The organism is Micromonospora sp. NPDC048170 (assembly GCF_040652795.1).
In the GTDB taxonomy this organism is placed as follows: domain Bacteria; phylum Actinomycetota; class Actinomycetes; order Mycobacteriales; family Micromonosporaceae; genus Micromonospora.
In genome coordinates, this window is record NZ_JBEZMR010000003.1 from 323,260 (window position 1) to 336,067 (window position 12,808).

At 73.6% G+C, this 12,808-nt stretch carries 15 protein-coding genes; 7 read left to right on the forward strand and 8 right to left on the reverse strand.

Features of this window, described 5'->3' with window-relative positions:
* Positions 1-16: 16 nt before the first annotated feature.
* Together AB0D32_RS07955 and AB0D32_RS07960 are read left to right on the forward strand one after the other, a co-directional pair.
* Positions 17-1,543, forward strand: coding sequence for an APC family permease (locus AB0D32_RS07955; RefSeq protein WP_357086284.1), 1,527 nt, complete (start codon positions 17-19; stop codon positions 1,541-1,543).
* The gene (locus AB0D32_RS07960; RefSeq protein ID WP_357086286.1) at positions 1,540-2,133 is read left to right on the forward strand and encodes a GNAT family N-acetyltransferase; all 594 of its coding nucleotides are present in this window, start codon (positions 1,540-1,542) and stop codon (positions 2,131-2,133) included. The genes AB0D32_RS07955 and AB0D32_RS07960 overlap by 4 nt, the downstream gene beginning before the upstream one ends.
* A 121-nt stretch (positions 2,134-2,254) precedes the next feature.
* Here the strand turns inward: AB0D32_RS07960 and AB0D32_RS07965 are convergent, their stop codons facing one another.
* Positions 2,255-3,079: a SigB/SigF/SigG family RNA polymerase sigma factor gene (locus AB0D32_RS07965; protein ID WP_357086288.1), complete on the reverse strand. Its 825-nt coding sequence runs from the start codon at positions 3,077-3,079 to the stop codon at positions 2,255-2,257.
* Between the two features lie 376 nt (positions 3,080-3,455).
* Between AB0D32_RS07965 and AB0D32_RS07970 the strand changes: the two genes are divergently transcribed.
* A complete protein-coding gene (locus AB0D32_RS07970; protein WP_357086290.1) occupies positions 3,456-4,193 on the forward strand; it encodes a hypothetical protein in 738 nt (245 codons plus the stop codon).
* A 49-nt stretch (positions 4,194-4,242) separates the two neighbouring features.
* Here AB0D32_RS07970 and AB0D32_RS07975 read toward each other — a convergent pair whose 3' ends face one another.
* Positions 4,243-5,832, reverse strand: coding sequence for a phospholipase D-like domain-containing protein (locus AB0D32_RS07975; protein ID WP_357086292.1), 1,590 nt, complete (start codon positions 5,830-5,832; stop codon positions 4,243-4,245).
* A gap of 144 nt (positions 5,833-5,976) precedes the next feature.
* Here AB0D32_RS07975 and AB0D32_RS07980 point away from each other — a divergent pair, with 144 nt between their 5' ends.
* Positions 5,977-6,105, forward strand: coding sequence for a hypothetical protein (locus AB0D32_RS07980; RefSeq protein ID WP_357086294.1), 129 nt, complete (start codon positions 5,977-5,979; stop codon positions 6,103-6,105).
* Between the two features lie 69 nt (positions 6,106-6,174).
* On the opposite strand, the gene AB0D32_RS07985 is transcribed toward AB0D32_RS07980, so the two are convergent.
* Positions 6,175-7,170, reverse strand: coding sequence for a pirin family protein (locus AB0D32_RS07985; protein WP_357086296.1), 996 nt, complete (start codon positions 7,168-7,170; stop codon positions 6,175-6,177).
* A 10-nt stretch (positions 7,171-7,180) separates the two neighbouring features.
* The gene (locus AB0D32_RS07990; protein ID WP_357086298.1) at positions 7,181-7,663 is read right to left on the reverse strand and encodes a MarR family transcriptional regulator; all 483 of its coding nucleotides are present in this window, start codon (positions 7,661-7,663) and stop codon (positions 7,181-7,183) included.
* Positions 7,664-7,807: 144 nt separating this feature from the next.
* Between AB0D32_RS07990 and AB0D32_RS07995 the strand changes: the two genes are divergently transcribed.
* Positions 7,808-8,341: a GNAT family N-acetyltransferase gene (locus tag AB0D32_RS07995; protein WP_357086300.1), complete on the forward strand. Its 534-nt coding sequence runs from the start codon at positions 7,808-7,810 to the stop codon at positions 8,339-8,341.
* Positions 8,342-8,506: 165 nt separating this feature from the next.
* Here the strand turns inward: AB0D32_RS07995 and AB0D32_RS08000 are convergent, their stop codons facing one another.
* On the reverse strand, positions 8,507-9,088 hold the full coding sequence (locus AB0D32_RS08000) for a general stress protein (RefSeq protein ID WP_357086302.1): 582 nt from the start codon (positions 9,086-9,088) through the stop codon (positions 8,507-8,509).
* Between the two features lie 86 nt (positions 9,089-9,174).
* Positions 9,175-9,969 (reverse strand): helix-turn-helix transcriptional regulator, encoded by a 795-nt coding sequence (locus tag AB0D32_RS08005; protein ID WP_357086304.1) that lies wholly within the window; start codon positions 9,967-9,969, stop codon positions 9,175-9,177.
* 205 nt (positions 9,970-10,174) lie between these two features.
* On the opposite strand from AB0D32_RS08005, the gene AB0D32_RS08010 reads away from it, so the two are divergent.
* A complete protein-coding gene (locus AB0D32_RS08010; RefSeq protein ID WP_357086306.1) occupies positions 10,175-10,390 on the forward strand; it encodes a hypothetical protein in 216 nt (71 codons plus the stop codon).
* A gap of 84 nt (positions 10,391-10,474) precedes the next feature.
* On the opposite strand, the gene AB0D32_RS08015 is transcribed toward AB0D32_RS08010, so the two are convergent.
* Positions 10,475-11,857: a glycoside hydrolase family 6 protein gene (locus AB0D32_RS08015; protein ID WP_357086308.1), complete on the reverse strand. Its 1,383-nt coding sequence runs from the start codon at positions 11,855-11,857 to the stop codon at positions 10,475-10,477.
* Positions 11,858-12,027: 170 nt separating this feature from the next.
* On the opposite strand from AB0D32_RS08015, the gene AB0D32_RS08020 reads away from it, so the two are divergent.
* Positions 12,028-12,543, forward strand: a complete 516-nt coding sequence (locus tag AB0D32_RS08020) for a metallophosphoesterase (RefSeq protein WP_357086310.1) — start codon at positions 12,028-12,030, stop codon at positions 12,541-12,543.
* Here the strand turns inward: AB0D32_RS08020 and AB0D32_RS08025 are convergent.
* Positions 12,537-12,752: a DUF3072 domain-containing protein gene (locus AB0D32_RS08025; RefSeq protein ID WP_357086312.1), complete on the reverse strand. Its 216-nt coding sequence runs from the start codon at positions 12,750-12,752 to the stop codon at positions 12,537-12,539. The two genes, AB0D32_RS08020 and AB0D32_RS08025, sit on opposite strands and share 7 nt — an antisense overlap.
* Positions 12,753-12,808 lie beyond the last annotated feature (56 nt).

Consider the following 12,808-nt stretch of genomic DNA (forward strand, 5'->3'; position numbering starts at 1 on the left):
GAACCGGAGTCCGCGTATGTCGACACCCACGCTCGACCGACCGAGCAACGTTTCCGAGGCCCTGGCCCGTGGCCGGCTCGGCGTCCCGTCGGTGATCTTCTTCGTCCTCTCCGCCGCCGCCCCGCTGACCGTGGTGGCCGGCGTCGTCACCACCGGCTACGGGGTCGTCGGCGTGCTCGGCATCCCGGTGGCCTTCCTGACGGTGGCCGCGGTGCTCGCCCTCTTCTCCATCGGGTACGTGGCGATGGCCCGGCGGATGACCAACGCCGGCGCGTTCTACGCCTACGTCGCCCGGGGGCTGGGCCGACCGGCCGGCGTCGGTGCGGCCTGGGTGGCGTTGATCGCCTACAACGCCCTCCAGGTGGGGCTCTACGGCACCATCGGCGCGGCGGCGGAGCCGGTGCTGGACCGCCTGTTCGGGGTGGCTCCGGCGTGGTGGGTGGTGGCGCTGGTCGCCTGGGCGACGGTCGGCGTGCTCGGCCTGCTCCGGATCGACCTCAACGGCCTGGTGCTGGCGGCGCTGCTGGTCGCCGAGATGGTGGTGATCGTCGTCTTCGACCTCGGGCAGCTGACCCACCCGGCCGGCGGGGAGGTCAGCTTCGCCGCGCTGTCGCCGGAGAACCTCGTCGTGCCCGGCGCCGGCGCGGTGCTGGTGCTGGCGATCCTGGGCTTCGTCGGCTTCGAGTCCGCCGTGGTGTTCAGCGAGGAGAGCCGGGACCCGCGGCGCACGGTGCCGCTGGCCACCTACTTCTCCATCGCGATCATCGCGGGCATCTACGCGCTGTCGTCGTGGAGCATGACCGTCGCCGTCGGGCCGGACCGGATCGCCGCCGAGGCGGGCGAGCAGAGCATCGGGCTGATCTTCAACCTGGCCGAGGCACACCTCGGGGGCACCGCCGTCACCATCGGCCAGGCGCTCTTCCTGACCTCGGTGCTCGCCGCGATGATCTCCTTCCACAACACCACCGCCCGGTACGCCTTCGCGCTCGGCCGGGAGCGGGTGCTGCCGGCCGTGTTCGGGCAGACCTCGCCGCGCACCGGGTCGCCCCGGGCGGCCTCCCTCGCGCAGAGCGCGCTCGGGCTGGTGGTGATCGTGCTCTACGCGGCCAACGGCTGGGATCCGGTGGTGCGGCTGTTCTACTGGGTCGGCACGGCCGGCGGCTTCGGGGTGCTGCTGCTGATCGCCACCACCTCGGTCGCGGTGATCGCCTTCTTCGCCTGGGGCCGGGCGACCGAGACGCTGTGGCGCGGTGCGCTCGCCCCGGGCCTCGCCGCGGTGGCCCTCGCCGTGGTCGTCGCGCTGGCCGTGGTCAACTTCGCGGATCTGCTCGGGGTGGCGGCGGACTCGCCCCTGCGCTGGGCCGTCCCGGCGGTCTACCCGGTGGCCGCGCTGCTCGGTGTGCTGTGGGCGCTGGTGCTGCGCGGCAGTCGTCCCGACACGTACGCCCGGATCGGTCTGGGCGCGGAGAGCGTGGCGGCGACGGCGCCAGCACCCAGGCACGCAGGCGGGCACGAGCCGAGCGGGACGGGGGCGCGGCGGTGAGCGAGGAGGTACGGGTCGAGCGGCTCGGTCCGGCGGAGACGTCCCTGGTCGCCGGCCGGATCGCCGAGGCGTTCATGGTCCTCGACGCTCCCCGCTGGCTGGTGCCCGACGCCGGGCGGCGGCAGTCCGTGCTGGCCGGCAACTTCGCGATCCTGGTGGACCACGCGATGCGGCACGGCCTGGTGCACGCGACCGCGGACCGGGCGGGAGTGGCGGTCTGGTTCCCGTCGGTGGGCGACCCGGCCCCGCCGCCGGAGGACTACGACGCCCGGCTGGCTGCGGCGTGCGGCCAGTGGACCGACCGGTTCGCGCACCTGGACAAGCTCTTCGCGGTCCACCACCCGCACCCGGCCCACCACCACCTGGCGTTCCTCGCGGTCGCGCCGGACCGGCAGGGACAGGGGCTGGGCAGCGCGCTGTTGCGGCACCACCACGCCGTCCTCGACGCCGAGGGGATTCCCGGTTACCTGGAGGCGGCCAGCGAGATCGGCCGCGACCTGTACGCGCGGCACGGCTACCGGGTCGCCGAGCCGTTCCACCTGCCCGACGGCACGCCGTTCTGGCCGATGTGGCGGGAGCCCGCGCGCTGAACGACGGCGCCCGGGTCACCCCGCGAAGGGTGCCCGGGCGTCGGTTCTCCGGTGATGGTCTCGCCCACACCGGACATGGTGATGGCCGGGCCCCCCGACCCGGCCATCACCCCACCACCCCCTAGTACGTGCCGTCGAGTTGCCCCCGCAGCTTGGTCAGCGCGCGGGCCAGCAGCCGGGAGACGTGCATCTGCGAGACGCCGACCTGCTCGGCGATCTGCGACTGCGTCAGGTTGCCGTAGAACCGCAGCGTGAGGATCTTCTGCTCCCGCTCGTCGAGCGTGGCCAGCGCCGGGCCGAGGGCGACCCGCAGCTCGGCCAGCTCGAACTCGTTGTCGTCGCCGCCGAGCATGTCGCCCAGCTCGGTCGCGCGGTCGCCGTCGCCGGTCGGCGTGGAGAGCGACACCGCGTTGTAGGCGCGGGCCCCCTCCAGGCCCTCCAGCACCTCTTCCTCGGTGAGCTTGAGGTGGGCGGCGATGTCGGCGACCGTGGGCGAGCGGCCGAGGGTCTGGAGCAGCGTGCTGTTGGCGTCGGAGATGGCCAGCCGCAGCTCCTGGAGCCGGCGCGGAACCCGGATGTCCCAGGTGCGGTCACGGAAGTGCCGCTTGAGCTCACCGATGATGGTGGGAATCGCGTAGCCGGCGAAGTCGACGCCGCGGGACGGGTCGAACTTGTCGATCGCCTTGATCAGGCCGACGGCGGCGGTCTGGGCCAGGTCGTCGGTGGGCTCGCCCCGGCCGCTGTAGCGGTGGGCGAGGTGGTTGGCGAGCGGCAGCCAGGCCTCGATCGCCCGGTCTCGTAGGGCGGCGCGGGACGGGTGGTTGGCCGGCAGCGCGGCCATCGCGTTGAGCAGATCGGCGGCGCTGTCGGTGAGCGCCCGCGGGTCGAGCTTGCGGGTGGTGCCCGGTGTCGTGGTGGCCTGTTCACTGATCGTTGGCGCGGTCATGGGTGGTCCTCCCTGCACCTCGTCCGCGGATGAAAGACGTGACGCTTAGGTTTAGTTTCAGATGTCCGTTCGGAAGCCACCTTAGCCCGATCGGCTCGACGAAATCTAGCCGAAAGTACGATGTGCTTAAGTAATTTTCCATCATCAAGGCCGCAAACTGGACGATCGCTCCTCGGATTGTGGCCCGTCTTACGTCGGGCGTACGGTCAGCCACCCCGGGCCGGACATCGACGAACCCGCATCCGGGCGGGTCGGGCCGGGCGGCCGAGCGGTCAGGGCCCCCGGATGACAGGGCGTCGAATGTCGGCTTTCCGTCGTTGTCCCGTCGGCGGGACAGGCCGTAGCGTGCGGGTACATCCCCCGCCCCGGAGGTGCCGTGCTCGACCCCGCCGCTCCCCACCTCGTCGTCGACAGCCGCACGCTCTACTTCGGCTGGCTGCCGGCGGATCCGGACGCGGTCGCCGCACTGGTCCCGGCCGGGCTGCGCCCGTCGGCCGACCGGCTGGTCTTCATGAACCAGTACGTGGTCGACGACGAGAGCCAGACCTCCGGCTTCGGGGCCTACTCGATGACCTACCTCGGGGTGGCGCTGGCCGGGGTGGACGCGCCCGGCGGAGCCGGCCCCGGCGGCTGGTGGACGCACTACGTGACCTGTAGCGAACCGGTCCGCGCCTACGCCGCCGCGCGGGGCGCGCCCGCCGTCGTCGGCCGCACCCGCATCGAACGCCGCGACGGGGAGATCGTCGCCGAGACGGACATCGACGGTGTGCCGGTGATCCGCGCCCGGTGCCAGGTGGGGGAGACGAGCCAGACGATCAACAGCGGCCACCACCGCTACTTCACCGCCCGCGACGGGAAACTGCTCAGCTCCATGTACCCGTTCATCGCCGAGCCGGTCAACCCGTTCGTCATCGAGTCGGTGGAGTTCCTGGAGCCGGGGCACCCGATCTACGCGCTCCGCCCGGAGAACCCGCTGACGATCGGGTTCGGCTTCTACTCCCCGCGCACCGCGTTCGCCTATCCCGGCGGCCTGACCGTCCACGCCGGGGACTCCGACCCCGACGGGGCCGCGCCTGCCCGTCGCAGGACCGACGCCCTCTCCGTGCCCGCCTGAACGCTCACCACGCCCGGGCCGAACGCTCACCCGTGCCGGGACCGGACGCTCACCACGTGCCGGACCGCCGGGCCCGCAGCGGACGACCGTCGGGGTCGTAGACCAGCCGGTACGCCGGCAGCGCCCAGACCCGGGTGTACCAGGGCAGCCGTTCCGCCCGGTGCGGCAGCAGCCGGCCCGGCGGCCGGGGGCCGACCCGCCCGGCGTCGTACCACCGGCGCAGCGCGTCGGCCGCGGCGGTGATCGCCGCGACGGCGTCGGCCGGGTCGATCAGGTCGGCGTCCTCGCCGCCGGCCGGATCGCGGTCCAGGTGCTCGCGCCACAGCCGCAGCCGCAGGTCCCGGGCGAAGACCCGGGCCCCGTCGCCGAGACCGGCCGGGTCGGTCGGCGCCCGCCCGTCCCTGGTGCCGTCCAGCACCGCGCAGGAGAGTTCGCTGTCGTGGGTCCAGGACCGGCGGTTGAAGTTGTCGCTGCCCACACTGGCCCACACGTCGTCCACCACGCAGACCTTGGCGTGCACGTACACCGGGGTGCCGGCGTGGTTCTCCACGTCGAGGACGTGCACCCGCTCCGGGGCCGCCCGCTCGCAGAGCGACAGCGCCTGCTCGCGGCCGACCGTGTTCGGTGGCAGCGCCAGCCGGCCGTCCACGTCCGGATACCGGGGGACCACGGCGACCAGGTGCAGGTCGGGATTGTCCCGCAGGGCCCGGGCGAACAGGTCGGCCACCTCGGTGGACCAGAGGTACTGGTCCTCCAGGTAGATCAGCCGCCGGGCCCGCCGGACCGCCTTGGTGTAGCCACGGGCCACGGTGCGCTCGCCGTCGGGGGCGAAGGAGTAGCGGGGCCGTACCGCCGGGTAGGTGCGCAGCACCTGGACGTCGTGCGGGCCGCAGGGCGGCGGGTCGGGCGGCTGCGCCGGCAGCGGATCGGGCCTCAGGTCGGCGCCGCGCAGCCGGTCCCGCAGGTAGGCGAGGGGGTTCTCCGAGTCCAGCGGCATCGGGTCGTTCCACCGCTCCCGGAAGCTCGTGTCCAGCGCGCCCACCACCGGCCCCCGCACGGCGAGCTGCACGTCGTGCCAGGGCGGGTGCTTCCCGTAGCGGGCGGACATCTGCACGGCCTGCGGGTCGCCCCGGTGCGTGGCGTCGTCCCGCCGGCTGTGGCACAGGTCGATGCCACCGGCGAAGGCGACGTCCCGTTCCGGCGCGCGGAGGTGTCGCAGCACCACGAGCTTCTGGTGGTGTGAACCGCCCCGGCGGACCCGCTGGTCGAGCAGCACCTCGCCACCGGCGGCGGAGACCGTCTCGCTCAGGTTGCGGTTCTCCACCTCGCTGTAGGCCAGGACGTCGAGGTGGGAGCGCCAGATCAGGCCCTTGACCACCACGCCCCGCTGCGCGGCCCCCGCGAAGAGCTGTGCCACGGTCGGCCCGTCGGGGCGCAGCCGCTGGTCCGGGTCGCCCCGCCAGTCGGTGAAGAAGAGGTGGTCGCCGGACTCGAGGGCCTCCACCTCGTCGACCAGCCGGTCAAAGTACGCGGCGCCGTGAATTATCGGCTCGGCGAGGTTTCCCCCGGCCCAGACGGGTAACTCTGACACCGGGTTGGCGCGTTCCCGTGCGCTGAGGAACCAGTTGTGTGGTGCCACCGTTCCAGCCCCCCGAGGTCGACAACGTCCTCACGGTAGGACCCCCGTCGTGGGTCCGCATCCCGGCCGGCACCCCGGTGACCAGGTCGGCCCGGCCCCCGACATCCCGCCCGACCACGACGCGAACACCGAGGAGGCAACACCATGCCCGGCGAGACGATGAACTCCGTGACCGAACACCGCGAGCAGGCGGTCGAGAGTGAGCGGGGTGCGCTGGTTACCGTGTTGCTCATGGTGATCCTGGGCGTCGCGGGCATCTTCGCCGTCTCCTGACGCCACACCCCGACGCACAGGCGGGCGCCGCCGGCCGTGCCGGAGGCGCCCACCCGTCCGCGCGTGGGCTCAGGGCCTTGAACCCTGGCCGTCGGTGTGCGGCAGCCGCTCGGCGGGGACGACGCCGAGCCGGCCGGCGTTGAAGTCCTCGAACGCCTGGATCAGCTCGTCGCGGGTGTTCATGACGAACGGGCCGTAGTGCGCCACGGGCTCCCGGATCGGCTCGCCGCCCATGATGTAGAGGTCCAGTGCCGGGGTGTGGCTGTCCTGGCCGCCGTCCGCGGCGAAGGTCAGGGCGTCGCCCGGGCCGTGCACGGCGAGCTGGCCCGTGTGCACCGGCCGCCCGTCGGTGCCCACCGTGCCCCGCCCGCCCAGCACGTAGACCAGGGCGTTGAAGTCCGGCCGCCACGGCAGGTCGACGCGGGCCCCCGGCTGCACGGTCACGTGGGTGATGGTGATCGGGGTGTGGGTGGAGCCCGGGCCCCGGTGCCCGGCGATCTCGCCAGCGATCACCCGGATCAGCGCGCCGCCGTCCGGCGTGGTCAGCAGCGCGGCCTCCTTGCCGCGGATGTCCTGGTAGCGGGGCGGGTTCATCTTGGCCGCCCGGGGCAGGTTGACCCAGAGTTGGGTGCCGTGGAACAGCCCGCCGCTCATGACGAGGTGCTCCGGCGGCGCCTCGATGTGCAGCAGTCCGCTCGCGGCTGTCATCCACTGGGTGTCGCCGTTGGTGATCGTGCCGCCGCCGCCCTGCGAGTCCTGGTGGTCCATGATCCCGTCGATCATGTAGGTCACCGTCTCGAAGCCGCGGTGCGGATGCCAGGCGGTGCCCTTCGGCTCGCCCGGGGCGTAGTCCACCTCGCCCATCTGGTCCAGGTGGATGAACGGGTCCAGCTCGGTCACCGGCACGCCGGCGAACGCCCGGCGCACCGGGAAGCCCTCGCCCTCGTAGCCGCTGGGCGCGGTGGTCAGCCGGCGGACCGGGCGGAACGCGGTGGACCCGTCGAGCCGGGGCAGGCGGGGCAGGCGGGGCAGGACGAGCACGTTGTCGACGGTGATGGCGGGCATCGGGAACTCCTCAGTTGTCGGGGTGGGCGGGCGACTCGTCGCGGTCCGCGCGCAGGCGGCGGCCGAGTCGCTCGAAGATCCGGGTGAGACAGGCGACCTCGGCGTCGTCGAGGTCGTCCATCAGGTGGGTACGCACCGAACGCAGGTGGCGCGGGGCCGCCTCGCGCAGGGCCAGCAGCCCGGCCGCGGTGAGCACGGCCTCGCTGCCGCGCCGGTCGTCCGGACAGGACTCCCGGGCCACCAGGCCGCGCCGCTGCATGGTGGATATCTGGTACGTCAGCCGGCTCGGCGAGAAGATCAGCCGGCTTGCCAGCTCGCCCATCCGCAACCGCTGGCCGGGCGCTTCGGAGAGCAGGACGAGCACGTGGTAGTCGGCGAAGGTGAGTGCGCTGTCGGCGCGCAGGTCGTCCTCCAGCCGGGTGTAGAGCCGTTGGCTGGCCTCGATGTAGGCGCGCCAGGCGGCGAGTCGGGCACTGTCCAGGCTCTCGGTCACGCCACCACGATAGCACTACTTCAAATTTTAACTAGTGCTTGGTGAGTGCGGTCACCTGTTGCTGCGGGCCTGTCTTACAGCTTTGAAGGACATGCCCGGAAAACACCAGCGGCGGTGCGGCGGGGTGTGCCAGACTCCGGCCTCGTGGACCCTCTCGAACTCGCCGCCCCGGGCCTGCTGCTGCGTCCCTGGCGGGAGGAGGACGCGCCGGCGGTCCTCGACGCGCTGCGCGAGCCGGCGATCGCCCGATGGAACCCGCACGCCGGGCCGCTCGACCGGGAGACGGCGCTGAACTGGGTCCGCCGCCGGGCCGACTGGTCCGCCGGCGACCACGTCTCCCTGGCGGTCGTCGACCCGGCCGCCCTCGGCACGCTGCTCGGCTCGGTGTCGCTGCACCGCATCCACGACGGGGACGCCTCGATCGGCTACTGGACGGTCGCCGGGGCGCGCGGACGCGGGGTCGCCTCCGGGGCCGTCATCCGGCTCACCGGGTGGGGATTCGCGGAACTCGGGCTGCACCGGATCGAGCTGTGCCACGCGGTGGCCAACCCGGGCTCCTGCCGGGTGGCCGAGCGGGCCGGCTACCGCGCCGAGGGGACGCTGCGGGAGTCCTACCGCTACGGCGACGGCCGGCGCCACGACGAGCACCTGCACGCCCGCCTCGCCACCGACCGCTGACCGGCGGATCGCCGACCCGATGGCCGCTGGGCCGCTGATCCGCGGAACCGTCGACCGCAGCCGGTGTCCGCCGACCCCGGCCGCTGGCCCGCCCGGGCGGACGCCCGCCGGTGCCGGACGACGAGGCCGGGCCGGGTTCCGGCCCGACCCCGCCCCGGCGGTCCGTCACCGGGCGGGCGGTGCCGCCATGTGCATCCGGCCGAGCAGTTGACGGGCCTGCTCGGCGAACTGCGCGTCGACGATGACGGCGTACTGGCCGGCACGCAGCGAACTGGCCGAGGTGAAGTCGCGTCGCCCGCCGGTCATCGCGTGCGCGACCGCGCCGAACACGGCTCCCCAGATCGCGCCGACGACCAGCCCGACCAGGATCACCGCGATCCAGTTGCCGGCGGTGAAGATGCCGAACAGCAGCCCGATGAAGAGCCCGAACCAGGCGCCCGTACCGGCACCCGCCAGGGCCGCCCGCCCGGTCGTCATCCGGCCGAGCACGGTCTCCACCAGGGTGAGGTTCGTGCCGACGATGGCGCTGTGCTCCACCGGGAACCGGTTGTCCGCCAGGTAGTCGACGACCCGCTGGGCGGACGGATAGTCCGGGTACGAGCCGATCGTCACGTTGGGTGGGCCGGTCTCCGGGCCGTGTCCGTCGTGGCCGGGGGCCGAGGGCCGGCCGGCGGGGCCGGACGGGAGGGTGTCGGCGCCCGGCATTCCGGGCCGCCATGCCGAGGTGGGACTCGACGGTGTGGTCATGAGTTCCTCCTTCGTCAACCGTCCGGGTTCCCGCCGCCGTCGCGGGGTAACGCCAGGCACCGGAGCGGATGCCCGCAGGGCGGTGCTCAGCGGCCGGCGGCGCGCAGGTGGGCGGCGGTGGCGTCGTCGGCCGGGAAGAAGGACTCGATCGAGAGCTCCTCGACCGTGACGTCGAGGGGGGTGCCGAAGGTCGAGACGGTGCTGAGGAAGGCCAGCTCGCCACCGGCGTGTCGCAGCCGCAGGGGCACCACCACGTCCCCGGCGCGGGGCAGCCCGGCGTCCGGCCCGCCCGGGTAGCCACGCAGCTCGTCGTGGAGCGCGGTCAGTTCGGCGTCGGCGGTCAGCCCCAGGTGCCGGCGCAGCCGGCCGAGCAGGTGGGCCCGCCACTCGGCGAGGTTCGCGATCCGGGGCGCCATGCCCTCGGGGTGCAGGGTCAGTCGCAGCGCGTTCGCCGGCGGCCGGAGCAGGTGCGCGGCCACGCCCTCGGTGAGCAGCGGCAGGGCGGCGTTGCCGGCGACCAGGTTCCAGCGGCGGTCCACCGCCACCGCCGGGTACGGCTCGTGCGCCCGCAGGACCCGGCGTACCGCGTCGAGGACCCGACGCAGCTCGGGGGAGTCCAGCGGGGCGTGGGAGTAGACCGGGGCGTACCCGGCGGCCAGCAGCAGCCGGTTGCGGTCCCGCAGCGGCACGTCGAGATGCTCGGCCAACCGCAGCACCATCTCCCGGCTCGGCGCCGAACGCCCGGTCTCCAGGAAGCTGAGGTGCCGGGTGGAGACCTCCGCCCCGACCGCGAGGGCGAGCTGGCTGAGCCCGCGCCGTCGCCGCCACTGCCGAAGCAGCGCTCCCACCGGCGCCCGCCGCTCCTGCACCGCCGTGCCCACGCGCCGATCCTAGGCTGCCCCACAAACCAATCGGTGCCCACCGGCACCGCGGCGCGGGACGGCGGGGCTGCCGCCGTGCGTGGCGGGCGGGCGACCAGACCGATCAGGAATCGAGAAGCTTCGGCCATCGAGCCGCAACTAGCGTGGCCGCCACGGGCATCCCACCCGCCTGGAGCCCGGGTCGGCGTCTCCTGAGGAGGTCCCTTTGAACTGGAACAAGTGGATTCGGCAGATCCACCGCTGGCTGGCCATCGTCTTCACGGTGACCGTCGTCGTCACCTTCGTCGCCCTGGCACAAGAGGATCCCGTCGTCTGGGTGTCCTACCTGCCGTTGCTCCCGCTCGCCCTGCTCATGTTCACCGGTCTGTACTTGTTCGTGCTGCCGTACGCCGCCAGATGGCGCGTCGTTCGTGGGAGATGACCCGGTGCGCTCACCGGCCGCCCGTCCCGGCGGGTGCGCGGTCACGCCTCGCCCGCCCCGGCCGGGACGGGCGAGGCGTGGGGGTCAGGAGCAGGCGGTGCCGTTGAGGGTGAACCCGGTCGGGGTGGGCAGGGTGCCGCCGGGCCAGGTGCCCTGGAAGCCGAGCGAGACCGTGCCGCCCGTGGGCAGGCTGGCGTTCCACGTGGCGTTGCGGGCGGTGATCCGGTCGCCCGACTGGGTCCAGTCGCCGTTCCAGCCGTTGGTCAGCCGGACCCCGGCGCCGGGGGCGAACGTGACGGTCCAGCCGGTCAGCGCGGCGCCGTGGTTGGTCACCCGCAGTTCGGCGGTGAAGCCGCCGGACCACGAGTTCGGGGTGTACGACACCGCGCACCCGCCGGTCGGCGGGGGAGTGGTCGCCGGGGGCGTCGTGGGCGGGACGGTGGTCGGTGGTGTCGTCGTGGGCGGGGTGGTGGTCGGCGGCGCGGTGGTGGGGGCCGGGCCCGCCGCCACCGCCAGGTCGTACGCCCGCTGCGGCACGAACTGGCCGGCCGGCGCGATACAGCCGTCGGCCTCGCCGGGCAGCTTCACCCAGAGGTACGCGTCGATCGCCGGGTCGCCGGTGGCGGTGGTGCTCGGGGTGCCGATCGCGCGCCCGGCCGGGTCGCACCACTCCGAGCCGGCCGGCCCGTTGCCGTTGCGGCTGGTGTCGACGACCGCCTTGAGCCGGGGCACCCCGGTCGCTGCGATCACGGCCTTGGCGTAGGCGACCTCGTCGGCCGTGCGCCGGTAGTTGGAGACGTTGAGCGCGATGCCGTCCGCGCTGTTGGCGATGTCCGCGCCGAGCAGCCGGGAGGCCGCCTCGCCGGGGGAGAGCCACGCCGAGTGCCCGATGTCGAAGTAGACCTTCGCGGTGGCCGATCCCGCCTTGAGCTTCCTGCCGGCGTACGCCATGGAGGCCTTCGTCTCGGCCTGCTGGGCGGCGGTCTGGCAGTTGGTCATCAGCGGCAGCACGTCCGGTTCCAGGACGATGGTGGCCGGCCGCCCGGCCAGGCCGGCCGCGACCTGGTCGACCCACTGCCGGTAGGTGGCGTGGTCGGGGGCGCCGCCGCCGCTGGCCCCGCCGCAGTCCCGGTTGGGGACGTTGTAGACGACCAGGATCGGCACCTTGCCGACGGCAGCCGCCGCCCCGACCAGCGCGTCCACCTCGGACCGTACGGTGGAGGTGTTGGTCCGGGTGAACCACCGGGCCTGGGGGACGTTCGCGATCCGATCGGAGATCACGGCGGCACGGGCGTCGCCGGGGTTGGCGGCGACCCAGGCCGCGGCGGCCGTCGCCGGGTCGACGTAGAACGCCGAGTCGGCGGCGACCGCGGCGGGAGCTCGGACGATGCCGACGGCGACGGTGGTGGCGACGGTGAGCGCGACCGCGGCGGCGGTCACCGTGGCGAGTGCGGGTCTGCTTCTCACGTGATCTCCCATTCCATCGAGGGGCACCCCTGGAAGCGCTCCCATTCGTCGCCGTCAAACTACGTCCTGATTGCGGCGCTGTGAAGGGTTCGCGTCGCGACCGGTGACTTTTCCGCCCCGGCAGGCCCGCCGCGCCGACCCGGAAGGCGGCGCGCGGGGAGAATGGCGGGATGCGCCTGGTGATCACCGCCGACACCCATGTGCCGAAACGGGCCACGGACCTGCCGGAGCCGCTCTGGGCGGCGATCGACGACGCCGACGTGGTGCTGCACGCGGGGGACTGGGTCGACGAGGCGCTGCTGGACGCGTTGACGGCCCGGGCCCGCCGCCTCGTCGGGGTGTACGGCAACAACGACGGACCGGCGCTGCGCGCCCGGCTGCCGGAGGTCGCCCGGGTGGAACTCGACGGGCTACGGGTCGCCGTCGTGCACGAAACCGGCCCGAAGGCGGGACGGGAAAGCCGCTGCGCGGCCCGCTTCCCCGACACCGACGTGCTGGTCTTCGGTCACTCGCACATTCCCTGGGACACGGTCGCCCCGGTCGGCCTGCGGCTGCTCAATCCGGGCTCGCCCACCGACCGCCGCGCCCAGCCGTACGCCACGTACCTGACGGCGCGGGTGACGGCGGGGCGGCTCGACGAGGTCGAACTGCACCGCCTGCCACCGCGCCGTACGCCCGGTCACTGACCGCGGCCGGTCTCCTCCTGGAGTTGGTCGATCCGCTTCGAGGCCTCGGCCTTGGTCAGCCCCTCCGGCGGCTGTTCGCCGGCCTCCCGGGCCAGGGTCGCCAGATAGGACTCCTGGGCGGCGGTCGGCGGCTCCTCGCCGGTGACCCACTCGTCCGGGTCCTTGATGGCGCCCCGCGGGTCGGCCTGCCTGCTGGTGCGGTCCGTCATGATCTCCACCTTCCCTCGAACAGACGTGCCAATACCCCGCGCGACGCCGATCCATG